The organism is Nostoc sp. NZL (genome assembly GCF_015714705.1).
GTDB classification, from domain to species: Bacteria; Cyanobacteriota; Cyanobacteriia; order Cyanobacteriales; family Nostocaceae; genus Nostoc; species Nostoc foliaceum_A.
Genome location: NZ_WBKL01000207.1, coordinates 106,625 through 127,845, shown reverse-complemented (window position 1 = coordinate 127,845; position 21,221 = coordinate 106,625). Strand labels below are relative to the sequence as shown.

General features: G+C 38.9%; 19 protein-coding genes. 4 read left to right on the top strand and 15 right to left on the bottom strand.

What is annotated here, in order from left to right; all coding sequences use genetic code 11:
• Window positions 1-27: 27 nt before the first annotated feature.
• Together rsmG and F8R90_RS30915 are read right to left on the bottom strand one after the other, a co-directional pair.
• Window positions 28-762: a 16S rRNA (guanine(527)-N(7))-methyltransferase RsmG gene (gene rsmG / locus F8R90_RS30920; protein ID WP_196513896.1), complete on the bottom strand. Its 735-nt coding sequence runs from the start codon at window positions 760-762 to the stop codon at window positions 28-30.
• A gap of 95 nt (window positions 763-857) precedes the next feature.
• Window positions 858-1,532, bottom strand: coding sequence for an ABC transporter ATP-binding protein (locus F8R90_RS30915; RefSeq protein ID WP_190897345.1), 675 nt, complete (start codon window positions 1,530-1,532; stop codon window positions 858-860).
• Between the two features lie 301 nt (window positions 1,533-1,833).
• On the opposite strand from F8R90_RS30915, the gene F8R90_RS30910 reads away from it, so the two are divergent.
• The 4 genes from F8R90_RS30910 to F8R90_RS30895 all read left to right on the top strand — a co-directional run bounded on the left by F8R90_RS30910 (window position 1,834) and on the right by F8R90_RS30895 (window position 6,066).
• Entirely contained in the window at window positions 1,834-2,790 is a 957-nt protein-coding gene (locus F8R90_RS30910) for a Sll0314/Alr1548 family TPR repeat-containing protein (RefSeq protein WP_196513895.1), read from the top strand.
• A 74-nt stretch (window positions 2,791-2,864) separates the two neighbouring features.
• Window positions 2,865-3,317 (top strand): DUF3531 family protein, encoded by a 453-nt coding sequence (locus F8R90_RS30905; RefSeq protein ID WP_190897349.1) that lies wholly within the window; start codon window positions 2,865-2,867, stop codon window positions 3,315-3,317.
• Between the two features lie 8 nt (window positions 3,318-3,325).
• The gene (locus F8R90_RS30900; protein WP_196513894.1) at window positions 3,326-3,757 is read left to right on the top strand and encodes an NUDIX hydrolase; all 432 of its coding nucleotides are present in this window, start codon (window positions 3,326-3,328) and stop codon (window positions 3,755-3,757) included.
• 665 nt (window positions 3,758-4,422) lie between these two features.
• Window positions 4,423-6,066, top strand: a complete 1,644-nt coding sequence (locus tag F8R90_RS30895) for a hypothetical protein (protein WP_196513893.1) — start codon at window positions 4,423-4,425, stop codon at window positions 6,064-6,066.
• A 195-nt stretch (window positions 6,067-6,261) separates the two neighbouring features.
• Here the strand turns inward: F8R90_RS30895 and F8R90_RS30890 are convergent, their stop codons facing one another.
• The 13 genes from F8R90_RS30890 to F8R90_RS30830 all read right to left on the bottom strand — a co-directional run bounded on the left by F8R90_RS30890 (window position 6,262) and on the right by F8R90_RS30830 (window position 20,894).
• Window positions 6,262-6,801: a WcaF family extracellular polysaccharide biosynthesis acetyltransferase gene (locus F8R90_RS30890; RefSeq protein ID WP_196513892.1), complete on the bottom strand. Its 540-nt coding sequence runs from the start codon at window positions 6,799-6,801 to the stop codon at window positions 6,262-6,264.
• A gap of 184 nt (window positions 6,802-6,985) precedes the next feature.
• Entirely contained in the window at window positions 6,986-7,759 is a 774-nt protein-coding gene (locus tag F8R90_RS30885) for a glycosyltransferase family 2 protein (RefSeq protein WP_196513891.1), read from the bottom strand.
• 267 nt (window positions 7,760-8,026) lie between these two features.
• Window positions 8,027-9,220 (bottom strand): glycosyltransferase, encoded by a 1,194-nt coding sequence (locus F8R90_RS30880; RefSeq protein ID WP_196513890.1) that lies wholly within the window; start codon window positions 9,218-9,220, stop codon window positions 8,027-8,029.
• A 60-nt stretch (window positions 9,221-9,280) separates the two neighbouring features.
• Window positions 9,281-10,396 carry an O-antigen ligase family protein gene (locus F8R90_RS30875; protein ID WP_196513889.1) on the bottom strand — a complete coding sequence of 372 codons (1,116 nt, stop codon included), beginning with the start codon at window positions 10,394-10,396 and terminating at the stop codon, window positions 9,281-9,283.
• A 235-nt stretch (window positions 10,397-10,631) separates the two neighbouring features.
• Window positions 10,632-11,747, bottom strand: coding sequence for a glycosyltransferase family 4 protein (locus F8R90_RS30870; protein WP_196513888.1), 1,116 nt, complete (start codon window positions 11,745-11,747; stop codon window positions 10,632-10,634).
• 2 nt (window positions 11,748-11,749) lie between these two features.
• Window positions 11,750-12,415 (bottom strand): class I SAM-dependent methyltransferase, encoded by a 666-nt coding sequence (locus F8R90_RS30865; RefSeq protein WP_196513887.1) that lies wholly within the window; start codon window positions 12,413-12,415, stop codon window positions 11,750-11,752.
• Complete coding sequence (locus F8R90_RS30860; protein ID WP_196513886.1) at window positions 12,415-13,542, bottom strand: glycosyltransferase family 4 protein; 1,128 nt, start codon at window positions 13,540-13,542, stop codon at window positions 12,415-12,417. Before F8R90_RS30860 ends, F8R90_RS30865 begins: the two co-directional genes overlap by 1 nt.
• A gap of 20 nt (window positions 13,543-13,562) precedes the next feature.
• On the bottom strand, window positions 13,563-14,408 hold the full coding sequence (locus tag F8R90_RS30855) for a hypothetical protein (RefSeq protein ID WP_230967153.1): 846 nt from the start codon (window positions 14,406-14,408) through the stop codon (window positions 13,563-13,565).
• A 158-nt stretch (window positions 14,409-14,566) separates the two neighbouring features.
• Complete coding sequence (locus F8R90_RS30850; protein ID WP_196513884.1) at window positions 14,567-15,427, bottom strand: glycosyltransferase family 2 protein; 861 nt, start codon at window positions 15,425-15,427, stop codon at window positions 14,567-14,569.
• Window positions 15,428-15,435: 8 nt separating this feature from the next.
• A complete protein-coding gene (locus tag F8R90_RS30845; RefSeq protein WP_196513883.1) occupies window positions 15,436-16,632 on the bottom strand; it encodes a glycosyltransferase family 61 protein in 1,197 nt (398 codons plus the stop codon).
• Window positions 16,633-16,744: 112 nt separating this feature from the next.
• Entirely contained in the window at window positions 16,745-17,644 is a 900-nt protein-coding gene (locus F8R90_RS30840; RefSeq protein WP_230967151.1) for a glycosyltransferase, read from the bottom strand.
• Window positions 17,645-17,676: 32 nt separating this feature from the next.
• The gene (locus F8R90_RS30835) at window positions 17,677-18,405 is read right to left on the bottom strand and encodes a class I SAM-dependent methyltransferase (protein WP_196513881.1); all 729 of its coding nucleotides are present in this window, start codon (window positions 18,403-18,405) and stop codon (window positions 17,677-17,679) included.
• A gap of 191 nt (window positions 18,406-18,596) precedes the next feature.
• Window positions 18,597-20,894 (bottom strand): glycosyltransferase, encoded by a 2,298-nt coding sequence (locus tag F8R90_RS30830; RefSeq protein WP_196513880.1) that lies wholly within the window; start codon window positions 20,892-20,894, stop codon window positions 18,597-18,599.
• Window positions 20,895-21,221 lie beyond the last annotated feature (327 nt).

The window sequence follows — 21,221 nt, the reverse complement described above, 5'->3', positions numbered from 1 at the left end:
CTTCCCCCTGCTCCCCTGCCTCTTCGGTCAAAGAGGCTTTTGAGTAGGTACACCAACAGCACGGGGAAACTGAACTGGTGTTGTAGCTACCTTACGCAAATAGACACAGTGGCGGATGCTGTGACTCAGGGGCGTTGTAAATTGTTCAATTGATTCAATAACGCCACCTAACAACTTCACCGCATTCTGCAAAGCTGTTGTTTCATCCTCTGTCCAATTACCGCGATAAATTATGGCTAAACCTCCCTGCTTGAGCAATGGTAGGGAATATTCTGCACAAACAGAGGCTGGCCCTACAGCACGGATCAATGCAATATCGTAAGCTAGTCGATGCTGGGGATACTGACCGATTTCTTCTGCTCTACCAACAAGAGTTTTGGCATTGTTCAGGGCAAGTTCAGTTAAGATATTGTCGATAAAAGTGATTTTTTTCCGAGTTGAATCGAGAAGAGTAATTGTGCAATTAGGTACAGTAATTGCCACTGGAATACCCGGAAAACCCGCACCTGTACCAATATCGATGAGAGTAGGAGAAGCAGGGGATAAATTTGCTGATAACAGCGGTGCAATTCCTCGTAGAGAATCCCAGAGATGTTTTTCCCAAAACTCTTGAGGGTCAGTGATCCGAGTTAAATTTAGTTGGCGATTACCTTCTAGGATTAACTCATAAAGCCTTTGAAATTGTGCTTGCTGTTGGAAAGTTGGCTGCCAATTGAGAGTTTGCTGCCAGATTTCTGCCATCTCAGGCAATAAGTTTGTCATTAGTTATTAGTCATTAGTCATTAGTCATGAGGCATTGGGCATTGGGCATAATTATTCTCCTTTTCCCCTTGTCCTCTTGTGCCCCTGTTCTTTTCTTACACCGATGGTAGAGGTTCTTTGACTTTGGATTCTAGTGTCTTTGGATCTACTGATTGTAGTTCACCGTGGTTGAGTGTCCAGCAACGGTCTGCGATCGCTAACATATCCCCAGCATCATGTGTCACTACCAACAGCGTCCAATCTTGTTTCAGTTTCGCTAATAAATTTACCAGTTGCCGACGCATTGACCAATCTAATCCAGCGGTGGGTTCATCCAACAACAGTAAATTTGGCTGGCGAATCAATTGCACTGCTAAAGCTAAACGTCGTTGCTGACCACCACTCAAAGCATGAGGGGCAGCAGAAAGCGATAAATGCTCTAATCCAACCTCTGTCAGAGACTGTCTAACTCGTTCTGACCCTAACTCAGGATGTCCTAAACGCAATTCTTCTAAAATTGAACCACCACAAAAGTGCCGTTCTGGAAATTGAAATACCAACCCAGCTAACTGTTGTAACTGTTCGGCTATAAGTTCTTGTTCCCGCCAGAAGAGTGCGCCGCTAGTAGGTTCGGCTAGTCCCGATAAAATTTCTAGTAAGGTACTTTTTCCCGAACCACTTGGGCCAATAATCAGACCTAGCTGCTGGGGTGCTAATTCCAAGTTGATCGATTTGAGAATCGCTGTTGGGCAAGCTGTGGGATGATAAATTAGATTTCGGAGATAGAGCATTTGTTAAGATTACCAAAAAGTCAGCAAATTACTGATTAGCTACACTGAGAGCATCTGGAAAATTCAAAGAAAGGATTAACACCTTAATCTAGCAGCAAGAATCATCCACATTTTTCTCCATTGTGGCAGACTCACCCTTAAAACTTTGGCTATAACCAGTCTGGGAACATGGAAACATTACCAAAGTCAACCTTGTATATAGAAAATTTTGGTTGAAGCATAGGCAAGTTAAAATTAACCATTTTTTGCATTCTAAGTAACACATACAACTATTTCAACCGCAATTATTCTGAGGGTTAAAATGACTAAAAGGTTTTCTTTGCCTAGATTATTAGTGTCTGCGAGACTCACTACCCTTGCTCAGACTGCTTTTGCCGCTGCGATCGCCTTTGGCGTTGCCCCTTGGGCAATCGCACTTAATCTGTGGGTAAGTCCCTCCCTGGCTGGCGATCCATTTCGCAATAGCGAACCTCATCAAATTGGCGACCAAACAGAAGCAGCTTTCAAAGCGATTTTCCAACAGGGCAACTATCCAGCAGCAGAGCGTTATCTTGAACAAGCAGTATCCAAGGAGCCAAATGAACCTCTAGCTTATGCCATGAAGGCATCTTTAGCATACGGTAATCAAGATTGGGCTAAACTAAGTACTTACAGTCAGAAAACTCTAGAAACCGGACAAAAACTGATTTCTAGTGATCCATTGCGTGGTAATTTATATACTGCTGTTGGTCATTTTTTAGAGGGAGCAGTAGTTCTCACCCGTGAAGGAACGGTCAACGGTGTGCCGCAAGCCTTTAGTCGGTTGCGGCAAGTTTATGAATATTTAGACAAAGCCGAAGCAATTTCTGCCAACGATCCAGAACTGAATTTAATCAAGGGTTATATGGATTTACTGTTGGCGGTTAATTTGCCTTTTGCTAGCCCAGATCAGGCAATTGGACGGTTAGAACAAAATGCTTCTCCTCAGTATTTAGTGGATCGGGGTATTGCTCTTGCTTACCGGGATTTAAAACGTTACCCACAGGCACTAGAGTATGTCAACCGGGCGATCAAAACCACATCCGATAATCCAGAAATTTACTATCTCAAAGCCCAAATCCTGAAAGAACTGGGGCAAAAAGAAAAAAGCCAGCAGATGATCAAGGAAGCGATCGCTAATTTTGACAAAGCATTGACTAAAAAATCCCAACTTCCAGGTGATTTAGTCAAACAAATTGAGCGTGAACGCAGCAGTGCTGCTAGCCTAAATAATCCTTAGCTCCCATTCCCTATTCCCCACTCCCTACTTTGATATGCTTATTTGCAGAAGAGTAATTGAGATATGAGACCAACATGGAGATTCAGTTCCGCGAAATTAATCCTTTTGATATGTGGATTTGGCTGAAATTCAGCACAAATCCTTCTGCGCGTGAAAAGCAGTATGTAGAAGAAGTTTTCAATTCCTGGTTTTATCTGGGTAAATTGGGTGCATTTAATGCAGAGAATCTCCAGGTGCAGGACACTGGACTTGATATCAGCTACATGAATTATGATGAGCAAGGGTATGACAAAAGCTTGCTAGCACTGATGCACAACATCGGTGAGTTTGAATATGAGGGTCAGTGGGGGCGTTGTTGGTTTGACTTAGGAACCAGTGATGCGATCGCTCTGGATATTTTAATCAACGCCCTCAGCCAGCTAAGTCAGGAATATGTCACCATCGAAGAATTGTACATTGGTGGCGAAAATCCAGATTGGCCTATTGAGGATAGTGAAAGTCGTCCTCAGTCTATTTACGATAATTAGTTACAAAAATGAATAAAGCAGGCGAAATTCGAGTAATAGCCTTGGGGCTAATTCGGGATGGCAAACGCATATTTCTTTCTGAAGGCTACGATCCTGTAAAACAAGAAAGATTTTATCGTGCTTTGGGCGGTGGTGTTGAATTTGGCGAAACCAGCCGCAACGCTTTACAACGGGAGTTTCAAGAGGAAATTCAGGCAGATTTAACGAATATTAATTATCTAGGTTGTATAGAGAACCTGTTTACATTTAATGGTAGGCAAGGTCATGAAATCATTCAGCTTTATCAATGTGACTTTGCTGATTCAAAATTTTATCAACTGGAAAGTTTGGTTTTTTCAGAATCACAAAATCATAAACATAGAGCGTTATGGATAGATATCTCTCATTTGAAATCTGGTGAATTCAAATTAGTACCTGAAGTATTTTTTGAATATTTATAAATCATCTGAAAATTTAAATATAGCGGTTCTCGTTTGCATAAAGTGCATTTTTTAACCTCACCCCTAACCCCTCTCCTTGCTAAGGCTACAGTGTACACACAAGTCTAGGTAAACTTCTAGAGGAAGGGGTTTGAGGGGGTAAACGAGAGTGGACAATCCAATCAGAATTCACGCTCACCTACATTGGCCGCCGTGACCAAGGTCCGCAAGACTAACCCCAAGGTATCAACGGTGATAAATCGCTTGCAGTAACTCTGTTACTGACTTGTCACTCCAAACAAGCTTTTGCGTCATGTGTCATATTTTATGACATTGGTGTACCACGCTCACCTTATATTTCTCTGCTACCCCTGATTATTGAGCCGATACTGGGATTATATAAATCGAACCCGGAAATATACCGTGTAACTTTTGCAACTTATACTGCCGTGTATCCCTTCGCTAACAGCCAGATTATTTTGAAGCGTCTATGCATGCAGCTTAAATACCGATTAGCTGATCTCTATCTTTACATAATTGGGATAATTTTAAATTTTCAAATAAAACGCTCTAAGGTAGTCAGAGAGTTGTTTTGAGCTTTTCGGAGATGTTTAGTAAGAGAAATTACCCTTGACTGATCAAGGAACAAAACAGATTATTACTACTGTAAGGTGTGAGGAGACTTAATGATAAAGCTTCATCTACGTTCAATGCGCTCGAGTATTTCTTCGGCGCTTAGCTTTGCGGTGACTCTCGGTATGGTCGTAAATACGCCACTACATGCTCAAACCCTCACTTCACAATCGACTCCATTAGATCATCTTAAGGCTGCGCCTCGACCTGTATTTAAAAAAGGCAATACTCTATTACCTTTGGGTCAAGCGCATTGTGGGCTATCGAAAGATACTTACATTGAATTAGCTAACTCTTGGGGGTATGGACTACCAATACAACCGGATAATTTGGCACAATATGCCCAAGCTAATCCTGGTCGCTACCAACCTGTAGTCATGGTAGGAGAAGTTTATAGATTTTATGATAACTACGATGGGCGACACTCCTACCTACCGAAGCTGCCGCCGAACACCTGGTTACGTGACAAAAATGGAAACATCATTCTCAATGGTGGCCGACCAATAGTAAGTCCAGCTGCACCAAATGAGGCATTTCAAATTATCGGCGACTACTATGGAAAATACATAGGTCAATTAGAGAGAACTGCTGGTCAGCCTATCAAACTGGTTATGAACCAAGGTGAGTCTGGGCTTTGGATTCTTGCTGACAACGATCCTGAACAGTACTTCGGACGAGACCCTCAAGTAAAAGCTGACTTCAATAATTCTGGTCTGAATGACTGGTTTGCCTACATATCTCGTAACAAAGCACGACAGGAAGGAGTACTTAAAGAGAAGTTGTTTAGTAACTTGCAGTCTCGACCAACGTACTCATGGTATCAGGAACAATACGGTACTGAGCGTGGTCGCTGGTCTGGATGGGCATGGTATATGTTCAAGTACGAAAATTTCCTAGACTCGTCTCGCAAACCAATCGTATCTGATTATACCGCCCCAGAAATGTATTACAACTTTCATAACTCTGGCTGGACTGGTATAGAGTACAATACCGGCGTGGCGTGGGACGCATTGACACAAGCGTTGAATAATATTTCTGGGGCAATCAGTCTGGGACAGAAGTTCACTACTCCTTGGGTAAGTATGGGTTGGGAAGGTTACACAGGTCAACCAATCTCCAGTCCAGATACCTTTATGGGTATGATGAAGGCTTACTATACGGCAGGAGCCGTCGGGTCTGTGGGTGGGTATTTCGTATGCAGTGGACCATTGTGGGAAGCACTCAACTATAACAAGCCGATTGGTGCGACAACTCCCACACTGATTCGGCAATTAACAATACAAGGTCACGCCCATGCATTGTTCTCGCATTTGGAGGAGTACTTGCGTAAAGGCGACCTTTTGACGGGGCCAAATCTGCATCCCTATCAAAGTTGGACTAAGCTATTGCCAGCAATGGAGTTTCCTGCCGAAGGTCAGACACAGCAATTACAAGGTAGATGGGGACCTGTTACCGTACCAACTGCTCGCGTGCTAGCACGCAAAATTAGCGGCGAAGACCGTTGGCTAGTCACTGCTTGGGCGAATGTGGGCAATGACCGCGATGTGAGGGTGAAAATTGATAACAAACTGGGAACTCTGACTTTACGTGCTAGAAGGGCGGGGTCTGTGTATGTTGTCAAAATTGTAAATGGTCTGGTCCAAAAGACTCTGATAGATTCTGATGCCATGAACCCGACAAAGTTCTTGTCTCCATAACATCAAAATGGGGAGTACTTAGAGACGTGATTAATCGCGTCTTTACAGCAGTAGGGAGTAGAGTGTATTTCTTTTGCATTGTTGGTTGTGGGATTTTCCTGTGATTAGCTGCAACACCCTTAACTACTTGAGTCATACCCCCACTGCATTTGGCATTCCCAATGCAGTGGGGGAGGATATCACAACACTCTCTACTTACAATTTCCGTTGCTTTATAGCTTGAGCTGGATTACCCACATAAATTGTCATCGGCTCTAAAGAACTACTAGCTACTCCCCCTAAGGTAAGCACTGCTCCCTGGCCAACGGTAACTCCGGGGCCAATTACTGCCTTGGCTCCAATCCAACTACTCTCTTGAATATGAATAGGTGCAGTAATCAGTTGAAAATCAGGGTGGTTCCAATCGTGATTACCAGTACATAGATAAACGCCTTGAGATAGACATACATGACTTTCAATGGTGACTAGAGCAAGGTTATCAATCCAAGCATCTTCTCCAATCCATACATAATCGCTAACTATCAATCGCCAAGGGAATTTGATGCGAACTCCTGGCTTGATACGAACACCTTGACCAATTTTTGCTCCAAAAATACGAAGTAGCAAAACTTTTAAGCCTGACATGGGAAGCAAGCGACTTTGTACTAAGGGTGAACCTAAAAAGTACCACAGAAATTGCTTCCAATAAGGTGCGCCAGGAATATAATCACCGACCGTGTACGAATCTAGACGCATACTATAGTATATCAATAACAGACTGAAGACTCGTTTCTGTAAGACCTGTGACAATCCAAAGTAGGGAGCGTCCTAGATCGCGAATAAATAGCTAAACGCACGGGAACGATCAGCAGTAGTGAGAGAAAAGAACTTGCTAAAGTTAAAATCAAATATTTTTTGCGTAGCCAATGAAACCTTCTCATCATGCTTTTTGCTTTAATTGTTCGACTTCAATCAAACGAATTGCAAGAAGAATTTCTGCTAATACACGCTCAAATGCATAGTACCAACCGTGCCAGCCATCAAGAATCCCACCCTTGAAAATCAGGCAGTAGAAAAGGATAATGAAAGGAGCAAAAAGTTTTTGTTTGCGGATTCGATCGCCCCAACTTAGTTCGCTTATAGGAGTATCCAATAACTTCTCGACTTCAATTACCATGTAGCGATCCTGCGCCCATAACCAACGGCTAAGAGGTTTACGATCGTCGTGGTAAATATAGCCAGATAACATTGCTGATTTACCTTTAAGTTGTAATAGTTGGGTATGACCATCATCAATGTAAATAGATTTATTGATTCTAAAAAGAACCTGTCGAGAAGGAAGTATTGTACCCCTTAGAGGTTTACCGAAAACACAATATTTGAATCTGATAAAATAACCATCTATCGGTGAATCTTCAGGTAATTCGTTGATTTCGTCAGTCAGTTTTTCTGAAACAATATAATCTGCGTCTAGAGATAGTACCCACTCAGATTTTATATGAGATAAACCATAATTCCACTGTGTAGCATGAGTATCAAATTTCCTTTGAAATAATTTAACTTGAGGGTAGGATGCGATGATTTCTAGAGTTTCATCAGAACTATAGCTGTCAACAATAACAATCTGATTTGCCCAAGTTAGTTTTTCTAGAGTTCGCTTAATATTAGGTGCTTCATTGTAAGTTAGAATTAATGGGGTAATTTTATCTAGCATAAATATAAATACATAAACAATTGCAGGAAACTAAATTTATGGTTTTTCAGTATTTTAATTTCTACAAATACTCATTTATCTCCAAATATCAAGGATGGTAGAATTTCTAGGGGTTTTTCGATACACTTATTAATATTGTTTTCTCTTTTTAACTGATAATTTGGAATAATTAAGTACTGAAGAACTAAATTTATTGATTACTAGAAGCTTGAAGACAATAATTAATTTATGTATGTATGTAAATATATATCTATCTATCAATAACTTTTACAGAAAAGTAGGAAGAAATTCTTTTTGTAGAAAAGTTTGATAAATCTGTTGCATTTGCAAGGCTGTTTTTTCCAAAGTGTATTTTTCCGATATAAGTTGACGAGCTCGCTCACCCATCTTTTGAGCGATTTGAGCATTATTTAAATAATCTTCTAAAGCTTCAGCGATCGCTGCCACATCCAAGTCTGGAACATAACCTAGTTGGTTTTGTTTGACAACAGAAGCTAGAGCTACACCAGGAGTCACCAAAACAGGAACACCTACAGCTAATGCTTCTAAAACTGAGACAGCAAAGTTTTCAGAATGAGAAGTCAGAACAAAAAGGTCAGAGCCTTGCATTAATATATCTTTGGTTTCACCTTCGACAAATCCCACGACAAGGGTGCGATCGCGCAATCCACTCTTAACAAGCAAAGATTCTATTTGAGCTTCGTAATCTGGAGTGCCATTACCTGCAAGTATAAAAGTAAATCGGTGATGAGTCAGTTTGCTCAGAGCCGGAATCAGATACTCTAAACCTTTTTTATAATGCAGCCGAGACAAAAACAAAATCACAGGTTCGTCTGGGGAAATGTTAAACTGTTGCCGCAGACGCTGACCAGCATCAGAAATTTTGGTTGGTAAAGATATTCCCAAGGGTAACACAAAACTAGGTTTGTGCAGTCCAATTGAGGAAACTTCTTGCTGTTCCTTCTCAGAGGTAAAGTGGATCGTCTGACTGCTTTCAAGATTTGCTTGTTCTATAAGTCTAAGGTAGGTTTGCTTTTTACGTGTACTTTGTTGTAAAGACCACTCACATAGTAAGCCATGTGGGGTTACTATGTAAGGGATATTTTTCAGACGGGCGATGGCCATTGCGATCGTTGATGGATAGGAGAAAAGAGCATGGACATGTAGAAGCTCATACTGAGAAATATTTTGCCAAAGCCACTGTGTCAAGTCACCAGTGAATGCATATTCTCTCAGAGCTTTGATATTGGGTGAAAAGCGGTGGAAAAACCAAACTGGAACATGATTGTACTGAATACGCTTGCAAAGCGGGACATCAAGTAAACTATCGCCATCATCGTTAGTAGTGGCAATTTCGGCATTAACATTAATTATTTGCAATGCCTTTACCATGTCTAAAACAGCTTGGCTCGTGCCACCCCGCACTTTTGTGATAGAAGGAATAACGTGGAGAACTTTCATTAACAATAAATCAAATGTTAGAATCAATTATACATACAAATAAAATTGATTTAAAAAATATTAATTTTGATTTTTTTGCCACAACAAGTATTTACTGTGTACATCATCCAAATCAAGTAAATACTTTCCGAGCGATAAATACATCAGTAGTGAAAAGACAGGAAAAGATAGATTACCCAAAAGAAGAGCTTCTGAAAAGCTTCCTACCAAAAGACCTGCCAAACCAGCTATAACAGTACTACTATGCAAAAAATAATTAGATTTTTTATTACTTAATTTATGAAGTTCAAACATCATCTTCAAACAGCCCAGCCCCATCAGAACTATAGGTATAAATCCTATCAATCCTGTAGTGTCTCCAGCAGCTAACCACGAATTCTCTCCAAAAACCAAACGTCCTCCCTGCAAAGGAGAACCAAACAGTGGGCTACTCATGAAACCACTCCACATACCAGCCCAAGCTTCTTCACGTGTGTTTCCACGTGAAATGAACCTACTGCTTGCTGGTGTGTTTTGGATAATTATATCTGGACTTATGAACCAAAAGATTACGCCCAACAAAACACCAACAAACAAGCCTATGCGTACTAAATAACCAGATCTATTACGATAGAAAAATAAAATAGAGCTAATTCCCATAATTGCGCCAGTACGAGAAACTGTTAGAAATAAAAAGTATGCAACAACAAGTAAAAGAGTGATCCAAAAAGCTTTTATCCAGTCCCATTTTTTATGGCTTTCAATGAGAAACATGAAGCAGGGAATGGTGCCTGCTAACAAAGCAGCTGCATGTTGTGAACTACCAGTAGTTCCCAGGAATCTTCCTTGTACAAATGTCATTGCATACATATCAAATCTTCCTTGATAAGCACAGGTAATAGCAAAGATGACACCAGTCATTGCAAGTGACCAAACACCCAAGTGGAAATTGTATTCATCCTGCAACCACTGGGAAGGCCCTAACTTAAACATCAGCACAATTGCCCCAAATGTAATTAGCGAAAGTAATGCAAAACTTACGTCACCATAGACTAGAACCTTAAAAAAAACTGCCACCTGAAATGCGAGCAGATAATAGACTGGCTGTGGAATAATTATCCGCCGCCATCCTTTCTGTGTTTGGATTCCCAGTAGGAGCAGCGAGGCGAGGAGAACTATTGTCAGGGGACGACCCATATCGCGCAACTGTTGCAAAGGAAAAACTAGAGGTGGTGGTTCCTTTATCCACTCGTCCTGAAATTTTGCTAACGAAGTTGCATAACAACAAAAAGCGAATAATAGCCAAGCTAAACGCCGGGAGCGTCTAGCTTTATCTAAGATAAAAAGACCGATGATAATACCCAATATGCCATAAGGGCTAAAAATCAGGTCAAAAAGTTTGCTAATAGGATCTGAAGTCATGCTTGAAAAATCATGCCAGATTTTCAGTAACCAGATTACTCGTATTTTGCTTGACTGTTTTCATCTCGTATGAGTTGTATAACAATTCCTGCCAACGAGTTACCCAGATATTGGCAGCGTAAGGTGCTGCTAATTGTTGCGATCGCTTTCCCCAAGTTGGTAATTCAGCATAGTGTTGCTGTAAAGTCAGCATTGCCTTAGCTAAAGCTTTTGGCTCTTCTTTTGGTACAACTAAGCCATTATACCAAGGTCGAATTATCTCAACCGCAGAACCACAAACATCAGTACAAATAATAGGTAACCCAGCCGCAGCAGCTTCTACTAAAGCTAGCGGCCAAGGATCGAATCGACTGGGCAAAATAAAAGCTCCTGCTGATTGCCATACGGCTTGCATTTCTGATGGTTGTAAAAATCCTCGATTCTCGATTCCTGGTTTTCCCAAAAGATGTGATTCCAATGCTCCTTGTCCACAACATACCAAAGTCCAAGGATTGGATACTTGAGAACGGTAAATTTGGTAGGCTTCTACAAGGACATCAATTGCCTTAACCGGAACGTAGCGACCGACAAATAAAAATGAACGCGGCCATTGGGACTGGACGCGTTGTTCCCACAATGGTGACCAAACATCATAATCAATACCATAAACTCCATGCGCTATATTTGCCGGTTCAATTCCTAAACGTGAAGCATATTGCCAACTACGCTCTCCGGCAACAACAACACTATTTATACGTTGCAAGTAGGAGTGGAGAAACCAAGGAGCTAAATGTTGTTTCCACGTACCCCACCAAGGGGTATCCATAGTCATAACTAAGGCTGTTTTACCTAATTCGGAAGCAAACGCCAACTGACGATAAGGTTTATGCAACCAACCGCAAAGAACAACCACATCTGGAGATTCTGCCAACACTAAACGCTTGATTGAATTTGCATCCTGTCTTTCTTTTATATCCAAGAGACGGCAAGGAATACCCTGCATCAATTGATCAGAGAATGCCGTTTCAGTACGAGCTTGAAAGCCAATGACAAATACATCAATTTCTGGTGTTTGATGCAAAGCTCGCCAGCAGGCTGCCATGTAACCAGAGATATCAGACCAACAAAAAACAACTTTTAGAGCCATATTCACTTTCGACATTGAATCCCAAGTTCATTCTCCCAGCGCTCCATATCTTCTAACTTGCTAAAAGCAGAAATACCAGAATCTCCTATGTAAGCTCGACGGATATCTTTAAAGCCCACCTTTTCGAGTTCAACTGAGAGTGATTTATAGTCCCACATCCAAAGGTGCTGACTTCCACTAATCCATTCTTGGAAAAAAGAAGGTAAGCTACGTTGCCGATGCTCTTTTCCTAACCAGGTCACACGCATGAATTCTAACGCAGCTTCAGGAGATGTTGATTTGACATACTGTTGAGCCATAAATTCTAAATCAGGCACAACCAAACGAAATATCCCATCAGGTTTAAGATATCGGTAACAGTTTTCTAGAGACTTACGCAGATCTTCTAAAGTTAGATGTTCCAAAACATGTGAACAATACAATAGTTCAACGCTATTGTCAGGGATGGGTAGCCCTTTCACTATGTCCCCATACTTCACATTTTGTGGAAATCTTCCAAAAGGACCAGAAGGGACTAGCTTGCCCACCAGAGGTAGCTTTTGTAAGCGCAGTGCAAGACTGGAATCAAAGTTCAACCATTTGCTAGGGGCGCATAGCCCACTACCAAATTGGACATATTCTGCCTTCTGTGTTGAAGGTATAGTGGTTTTGTTATTTGTTAATAGCATTACGCAAATTGTTTGAATGCAGTGATTATGCCGTCTACACAGCGCGACCAAGTATATTGCGCTGCATGTTTTTTTCCTAATTCAATATATTTTTTCCGAAGATGTGAATTACGATCAATTTCTATTAAGACATCTACAATCTCATCTGTTGCCTCTGGGTTAACTACAATACCCGCATCTCCAACCACCTCTGGCAAAGAGGCTTTATTAGCTACAATAGCTGGAATACCAGCAGCCATTGCTTCTAGTGCAGGTATGCCAAATCCTTCATAAGGAGAAAGGAAGAGGAAAGAAGATGCTTTGTGCATCAAACGGGGTAAGTCTTCATCTGGAACTTTACCAAGTAAGGTCACATGTGAGTGAGCTTTAACTGCTTCAACATAACCAGGTTCTGAAGCACCAGCCACAACAATATACAGATTACTCTTGCGTCGACGCAGATTATCAGCAACAGCTAAGACATAATCACCTCCTTTTTTCTGCCGCAGACCTCCGACTATAATAATGTACGGTGCTTCCACGGGACTTTTCCAGTCAGCAGGATTAGCTGAAGCAATGTCAAAGAAAGATTGCTCAACACCATTTCCCACTACCACAATCTTTTGTGGATCTGCACCCAAAAGTTCTACCATTCTTTGTTGGGAAAATTCTGAGACAGTAAACACCACCCTACATTCATCTAAAGCACGCCGAACCCAACGCTCCCACTTGTAGCGAAAAAATCGGTGATGCCAAGTATGTGACCAAGGTAAATTAGTTTCAAATGCTTGTATGTCGTGAATCGTAACAGCGACGGGGCATTTTGAGACCGGAATATAAGTTTCCATCGGAGCGTAGAGCCAGTCAGCCTGATCTGGCAAATATTTATCCACACGCGGGTAGCCAAGTAGTTTCCATGTACGCTCAGTGGAATTTTCTACTGTAGGGAAAGTACGCTTAGGTAATTCGCGCAATGGGCTGAGTGGATCAAGCTTACCATCACTCCCTAGCCATTGTTTGAAGAAAAGCAACTCTAACTCAACCCCGCTTCGTTCTGCAAGCCCAAGCAGCATCTGGTTCATATGCCGCCCTATTCCTGTGCAGGGTACATAAGTGCGAATGGGATGAATATAAGCAATTAATTTCACAAAATGCCTTTTATTGTTGTTTATTTGTATAGTTCATTTTTAAAATTAATTTTATAATATTTTTTTAAATCATGGTATAAACTATTAAGTAAGATTTGTTTTTTAATACTAGTAATGGGAGCATTTCTTAAGTAATCTAATCCTAGAGTTATATAAAATTGCAACCGCTTTAACATGGATTTATCTCTTAATAAATATTTATAAAAAAAATAATTATTAGGCATTAAAGCATTCAATCTGTAGCCTGCCCAATGTAGAAGAAATATTTGTTTTTTATGATCCAAACCCCCGTAATCCCACAAATGGTATTTTCCATCTTTCCAGTAAATTTTACCCGATAGTCTTGCCCACCCGTTTTGACAGATACCTCCAATTACTTCTGCAAGATGCCCATAGCGCACAGGCTTCATGTCGCAGCAATAGTTGATGAAGGCTTGATCTGTATTTCGAGGGTTGAGTTGATCTCGTATTTTCAATGCACCTTCTGCTAATAACTCAAACTCTTCTATTGAAAATAGCCCCTTACGAGAAGCCCAACGGCCTGAGTTAAAACCGCGCCCTCGCCCCTGTCTTAACAATTCTTGACGAAATGTTCCTTGTTCGTAAACTTGATCGATCGCGCAGTCATAATGTAGAAAGTCAAACCCAAGGGTTTCTACTGCTTCAATAAAGAATTTAATATCTGCTAACACAATTTGCCGAGCATCTAAGTACATAAAATAATCTAGTGGACCCCAAAAACATGCATAGCGTCTGAACCAATAGGGGCCAGTAGGGGTATAACCTAGCTCAAATGCTTGACCGATAGCCTCCAATTGAGAAAAGGATGAATCAGTATATACTTCAAATTTATAAGTATCGCTCAATTTTAGCAGGCGATCGCACTGGTCATTAAAAGGAATTAGAATCAGGCGTAAATCTGGGTTGAAGGTTCTGAAGCTATTGAGAAAAGCGATCGTCCACTCATAAACTGCATCATTCGCTGAAAAATAGACTCCAATATTCTTAGAATGAGCCATATTAATCAATATATTTTTCTATATTTACGTAAAGCAAGAATCAATTGACTAGGAAGGATCTCACGAATTTTACTAATGATGTTTTTCTGCAACCAAAAACTTTTGTATTCATTAACAAAATACAACTCTTGCTGAAAAGATTTGCCAAAGTATTTTCTGCAAATAGACCAACGCTCTTTAGTAAAGCTCAATAGATCTCTAGACACTCCTCCTGATCCATCAAATTTAGATATAATTACAGGAACTTCCTGAAACTGATAGCCAGCAACGTAAATTTTGGCCATAAAATCATGATCTGCACACCAAGTCAAGAACGTATCAAAGGGATATTTAACTTGTAGTTCTCTTTTAACAAAAATACTCTGATGGCAAGTAGGTATTTCACGCCATATTATAGATAAATTATATGGCTGGCGCTGATAGGTATGATACCCATATTTATCATTAACAACATACTCAAATTTGCCATAAACAACATCCACTGAATTATCAAGATATTCTGCAACTTTAGCCAGTGTATCCTCTGCAAAGAATTTATCGCCGCAATTCATAAAAATTATCCATTCCCCAGTAGCCGTCAAGGCTCCTTTGTTCATAGCATCATAAATTCCAGCATCTTTTTCGCTAATCCAATAGGATATATTTGCACTATTCTCGCGCAAAAAATCTACAGTACCATCCTGAGAATCACCATCAATGATGATATATTCGAGATTTGGATAAGTCTGAGAGATAATATTTGAAAATGTTTCTTTTAAATCTTTAAGTCTATTGTATGTAATTGTAATAACAGAAATGCTTGGTAAATTCTTTTCCCAGATCTTCGGGTTTTTGAATACTTTTATTCTATTGTTTATTTCATCCATACTTATTTCTAAATAACCTCAGCTATTTTTAATACTTCAGCTAACAAATCTATATTAATTAATATATCTTCCGCCATGCAATGAGGATCGCAAAATTTTTCTGGTTCTTCTCCTTCTCCGATTAGATAATAGTAATCAAGTTCCATATTATTAGACAAGACCCAGTAACAGCCATTGACATAATTCGGCGAAAATAATTCAATAATTTTAGTTCCAGGGGAACAAAAAACGAGATTGGATAAACCAGCACCATGAGCAGCCACAATGACAGACGCAGACGATAGAACTGAAGCTTGTTCAGCCACTGAAATTTTTTCTAAAAAAATAACTTCAAATTTGAATTTGTTTAAAAACTGAACTAATTCATCCTCATTGATAATCCGACGAAAGGCTGCGCGATCCCGACTTATATAAATAAGATTTCCTTTTGCTACTTTTTCAGTAGAGCTATTAACTAGAATTTTTGTTTTGAGAAAATCACAAGCCCATTTGGGAATATTTCCTGTCTGTCCCGGTAGGGAAGGTACAACTAATTGTTTAGCTTTAATGTGAGGAAATTGACGACTTTCTATAATTTTCTTTTCAGGAATACCTAAAATCTCTAATGTTTCCTTCTGAAAACAAAGATGTAAGCTATTAACTAAGAATTTGTCTATATGATTAAACTGGATTTCAGCTTGGTTGAGTAAATGAATGCGTGGTAAAACGTCAAACATCCAGTGAAAGTATCCTTCGCCTCCAGCAGCCGACAAAACAGCAACAGTTCCATCTACATAATTTAGATTTGGTAATCTCCAAGATTTGAGTATTGAATGCTCACTTATATTTGTACCAATTTCAAAAGACAAATCACCCAGTAACTTATCATCTGGGGTTATAACAGTGCCGTTATGACCCCATACACGACCTTTTGGTATTACAGTAACAAATGTTTCTGGATATTCATGAGTAGACTCTATCTCAAATTTCCAGTGAACTTCACCTTTTATAGTTTTAGGAAGTTTTCTACGTATCGAATTTTTAGGATATATGCTGATAAAACTTCCTTGACTTTCTTTATTTTTTTCTTGTAAATTTAATATCCAATAATCCTTAGTTTCTTTATAAAAATCTTTTGGAGGACCTAAAACTTCAGAACTTATTGGTAGCTTACGAAGCAAATTTATATATGAAAAATATGTTGATTTGAGAGTTTTTTTTAGCATATTCAAAAAGAAAACTTAAAAATTGCTTTTGACAGGTTTTTTAGCTAAAAAAACCTTTAATTACCATGTCATCTTCTGTCGTCAGTATTCCTTTAATAATTAAGCTATTGCACTAATCACTAATCTCTTTCAGAGCTAGTCTTCTACCGTTTTGTCCAGCTTCATGGAAACGAGATATTCTGAAACCATATCTTAGACCTAAATATAGCGAATATATCTTTGATGATCTCCAAAAAGACTGAGGTGAAATAGTACCTCGAAAATATGCCAGCATAGTTTGCGAGTAAGCTAACCCTTCTACTAAACGTAGGAGATAATCTTCTTTTAAACGATTAGAAGGTATTAAATGAGTCAGTTTGAGTGATGTAAACAGCCCTGTACCTAAACCCATATCGCAAGCTGTAAATGCTAAATCTGAGTCTCCACAGGAGGTAAGCATTTTACCCTTGCGATCCATATCTGCTCGTTTGGGACTTTTACAAACTAACTCGCTGTACTTTTCAGCAACAACCTTGCGAACACAAAGCCCAGCCCCACATGGGGTTGTTTCATACTGATCTACTAAATTAGACCAGCGATCGCCCTCAAACTCTCGAATTGCCAAATTTCCCAAATAAGGTTTTGCCCACGACGGAGGAGTTACTTCAAATTCAGGTTTAATTTGTCCGCCCCAAGCACCAATAAATGGAAAATCTTTACTAATTCGCCATGTGACTTCTAGGTAGCCTGAATCTAAAACGTTATCATCATCGACAAATACTATTACTCCAGCTGTAGCTTCTCGAATACCTCTGAGTCTAGCCGCAGTCAGTCCTAGTTGTTCTTCTCGAATATGACGAGCTTGGGGATGCCAACTTAAATCAATTTCCGCAGCTAGAATTTTATCACTAGCATTATCAACCAATAAAAGTTCCCAAAAATCTTTGGATAAACTTTGAGATTTCAGTGCTTGCAAAACCCTCTCTAAATAGTTAAAACGAGGATTGTGGGCACAGATAATTATACTGAGCATTAATTCCATACAAAATGATTTTGGGCTTTGCTTTAAAATGCTGAGTGTTCAAATTCTAAAAAACCTTTTTCTACTTTACGTAACCAAAGAAGATTGTCAACTTGTCCACCAAACTTCCAGTTACCGCTGGCAAGAGCTTCACCAATTGTCCTCGCTACACCTTCAAACGCGATACAATCATGGAATGCAAGAATACCTCCTCCTACAATCCAAGGATTTGCTTTTTCGTAATCATTTTTGGCTCCTTGATAACTATGATCGCCATCAATAAAAACAAGGCTTAGAGGATATTCTGTAAAATCTGAAGGTGTAAGTTCTTGACTATTCTTCCTGATCATCGTGATGTGGTTGCCGACTGCTCTTGTATTAGTTTTAAACTCATTTAGTGTATCTTTTTCACCCTCTGGCATAGTTTGGTTTTCCCAAGTATCAACACAAAATAAGTGCCCATCTTTTGGAGCTAAAGCAGCGGCAATATAACAACTAGATGCTCCTAAATAAGATCCTATCTCTAAAGCTTTGGCAGATTCTCCAAGCTCCTTGGCTAAAATATAGAGCATATTTAGCTCATGAGCAGTCATATGTGTAGTTATATCTTTTTTAGTTAAGCAACCTAGTTTCTTCAATTCCTTATTAATTGAAGAACTTTGTATATCAATTAATAGTTGTTCTGCTCGCCAAACTAAGTGATGTGATGCCTTGTAAGAAAACTCACTAATTTTCATGTTTTTAATCTCCAAATTTCTGTTTTCATCAGCCAATTATAAATCAATACAGTTCAGTTAAGGATTTCCTCCTTCTCTTTCTTCTCTTTCCGTGTCCTCTGCAATACCCTGCGGGAAGCCGCTAGCCTTCGGCAGATCTCCGCAAACGCGTCTATGTAAAAAAATAACTTTGACAAAGAGTACTAGCCTTAACTTATTGAATTATAAATAATTAGCTTTTTATATTATTAGTTAATTTGCTCAAAAATCGCATATCCATTACGTAGATCACTATTTTGGCTGAATACTACATAATTAGGATCTAAGAGTAGTTTTTGATTGTTTTTGTAGTTTTGAAAGGTATTTATGTCATCTAGTAAAACAAACTTATAGCCATACAATTCATTTTCTAAATCTTCAATACTTGTGCTTAATTGAGAACCATCGATTAAGATAATATCAAAAACGTTAACATTATTTTTTTCTTTAATGTTTTTGATGATTTTACTTAATTTTTTAGGTAAGTTTTCCAAATCAATAGACGGAATATCATAGAATTTGGCAGTAGGTTCAGCAGTATAACGCTTCTGCAACTTATTAAATTGAGGAGTAGGAATATTGATACAAAAGACTGTTGGCTTGTTTGGGTTTTCTCTGACGCCTGTTAAAAGTGCCTCGGTAATAACCTCTCCACTAGATGCTCCAATTACTAAAGCTGTTTCAATATCTTTTTCCTTGATCATTTTTCGGATTATCTGAAAAAATTCATCAGATTTTATAGTTGAAAATTCGTAAGGAAGGAAGTAACCAAATCTATTTTCTAACTGAGTTAAAGGTTTACGTAGTAAGATTTTTAAATTCAATGTTACCCATTGTTTTAACACTTTTTTATAATGTTTTAAAGTCAATAAATCCATTGATTTAGAAACTAAATTAGATGATTCAACAAAACTATTTGTTTGTTTTTTTAAGGAATGATATTTTAAATAAGCCGGATCGCTCAACAATTTTACTAAATCAAATTGTTGACATGCTGTAAGCAGCATACAGAGATGATCTAGCCAATCTTGGAAGCTTCTATTAGGCAACTGATGAGCGCTATAGCGGTATTTTAATGGTTCACTGTACGGTAAAGTGTCTTTAGTAATTAGAGTATTAACAACCCAACGAATGCGATCGAGTTCAGGATGGCAAAGAGAGGGAAACTTATTAGCAAACTTCATGGCATCATTTAATTTTCCTTGACAAAGAAGAGTAATAATTAAATAAGCCCATTCTAACGGATCAGGATCTATAGCTTTTAGTAGATCGAGAGTCCATTCAATTGGCTGAACAATCCAATCATGTGCCGTCGCTGCATTTCCTTTGTAGAGGTTACATAATGCCAGCCGTAGTTTTGGTTGGGCTTGAGAGTCTACAAAGTTTAAGCATTTGAGATACAAAGCTTCTGCTTCATCATATTTACCTGACCAGAGTTTTTCATCTCCTTGACGTAGTAGCACTCTATCCGATGGGTTAACAACGATATGTAAATTTTTAATTTCCGATGAACTGTCTACAATTGTCAAAGGCTCAAAAGGGCTTCTTTGAACAATCCTTTGATTTGGCTTCAGCGCTTTTTGTAAATTAAACCATTGCCAGATTTGATCTCTTTGTTTAAATGTGTGCTGGGAATGAACTAGTTGATAGCCAGTATTGGTAATTTTCTCTAATTCTTCTGGGTTTTGAAACAGATAATCCAGCTTATCTAATACATCATTTTCATCAGCAAACACACAATTTTGCATATCAACAAAACCTGCTGCTTCAACAGCTGGATTTTTTTCTGTTATCAAACACGATTTAGACCCTGGAATTTCCAGAAATTTGCGAACAAACTCCCTTGCCATCGTGCCACAGGTGGGTGAAAAGGAAGAAGCATTGATCATCCGAGCATACTGCTCACCAAAAAGCATTCTTGATGTTTCTCGGTTTTGCATGTATCCTAAGTGTGGGCAAATTAGAGTGGGATAATACTTAGAAACAAGTCTATTAATTTTTTGTCGCCAAGGATATAGTGATGTTTGGCTTCCAGTAATAAGCACTGGTATATTTTTAGGCTGATTATAGTCTCTAAATATGTCGGGATCTATAAAATTTGGCCAGATAAATAAATTTTCGGCAATTTCGGGAAGATATTCAGCTAAAGGAATGGATATTGTAAAGACTGTCTCGATTCCCCAATTTTCGATATCAGAAAGAAAAGCTGAATGAAATCCACAAAAAGAATCTCCGTTATAGAAAGCTAATTTAGGTATTTCTGGATAATAATGAGTATTTTTAATACGTCGTTTATCAGATGAGGCGTTACCAGTTTCAAACAGAGTTATATCTGGTTGATATTGCTCACAAATTTGTTGATAGTCACTCTCGTCACTAATAAGAGTTACTTCAAAAAATTCAGATAGACACTTAACATGTTCTTGCTTATGTACATTGTAGAATTTAGCTGAACCTTGATTATTCCATTGAAAAAAAACAAGTTTTGGCTTAATAATTTTATCCATAAATATTTTTATTTTATCTAAATATTCTTTTTCAGAACTGCGATCGCTCGATTTTGTTTTTTCTGTCTATCGTGTAATCCTGCGCTTGTTCACTTTCCGTTAAGCGATCGCCCAGTTTTTATACTAATACCAGCAATTAATGTATTTTTTAAGTTTTTCATCCTTTTAACAAGAAAAAGTAATAGGCAAAGCGATTACGCAAAAGTTTTGATGAATGCGATCGTTTCTTGATAACTAAACCCAGAATTCTCGCAGTTCTGCTACTAATCGCTTTGCTCATCGATGTTTTTGCTGACTTAATTGAACTAATTGGCTATATATCTCCTC

Coding starts and splice junctions, on each gene's coding strand:
- rsmG (WP_196513896.1), bottom strand. CDS start 762: ATGACAAACTTATTGCCTGAGATGGCAGAAATCTGGCAGCAAACTCTC.
- F8R90_RS30915 (WP_190897345.1), bottom strand. CDS start 1,532: ATGCTCTATCTCCGAAATCTAATTTATCATCCCACAGCTTGCCCAACA.
- F8R90_RS30910 (WP_196513895.1), top strand. CDS start 1,834: ATGACTAAAAGGTTTTCTTTGCCTAGATTATTAGTGTCTGCGAGACTC.
- F8R90_RS30905 (WP_190897349.1), top strand. CDS start 2,865: ATGGAGATTCAGTTCCGCGAAATTAATCCTTTTGATATGTGGATTTGG.
- F8R90_RS30900 (WP_196513894.1), top strand. CDS start 3,326: ATGAATAAAGCAGGCGAAATTCGAGTAATAGCCTTGGGGCTAATTCGG.
- F8R90_RS30895 (WP_196513893.1), top strand. CDS start 4,423: ATGATAAAGCTTCATCTACGTTCAATGCGCTCGAGTATTTCTTCGGCG.
- F8R90_RS30890 (WP_196513892.1), bottom strand. CDS start 6,801: ATGCGTCTAGATTCGTACACGGTCGGTGATTATATTCCTGGCGCACCT.
- F8R90_RS30885 (WP_196513891.1), bottom strand. CDS start 7,759: ATGCTAGATAAAATTACCCCATTAATTCTAACTTACAATGAAGCACCT.
- F8R90_RS30880 (WP_196513890.1), bottom strand. CDS start 9,220: ATGAAAGTTCTCCACGTTATTCCTTCTATCACAAAAGTGCGGGGTGGC.
- F8R90_RS30875 (WP_196513889.1), bottom strand. CDS start 10,396: ATGGGTCGTCCCCTGACAATAGTTCTCCTCGCCTCGCTGCTCCTACTG.
- F8R90_RS30870 (WP_196513888.1), bottom strand. CDS start 11,747: ATGGCTCTAAAAGTTGTTTTTTGTTGGTCTGATATCTCTGGTTACATG.
- F8R90_RS30865 (WP_196513887.1), bottom strand. CDS start 12,415: ATGCTATTAACAAATAACAAAACCACTATACCTTCAACACAGAAGGCA.
- F8R90_RS30850 (WP_196513884.1), bottom strand. CDS start 15,427: ATGGATGAAATAAACAATAGAATAAAAGTATTCAAAAACCCGAAGATC.
- F8R90_RS30845 (WP_196513883.1), bottom strand. CDS start 16,632: ATGCTAAAAAAAACTCTCAAATCAACATATTTTTCATATATAAATTTG.
- F8R90_RS30840 (WP_230967151.1), bottom strand. CDS start 17,644: ATGCTCAGTATAATTATCTGTGCCCACAATCCTCGTTTTAACTATTTA.
- F8R90_RS30830 (WP_196513880.1), bottom strand. CDS start 20,894: ATGGATAAAATTATTAAGCCAAAACTTGTTTTTTTTCAATGGAATAAT.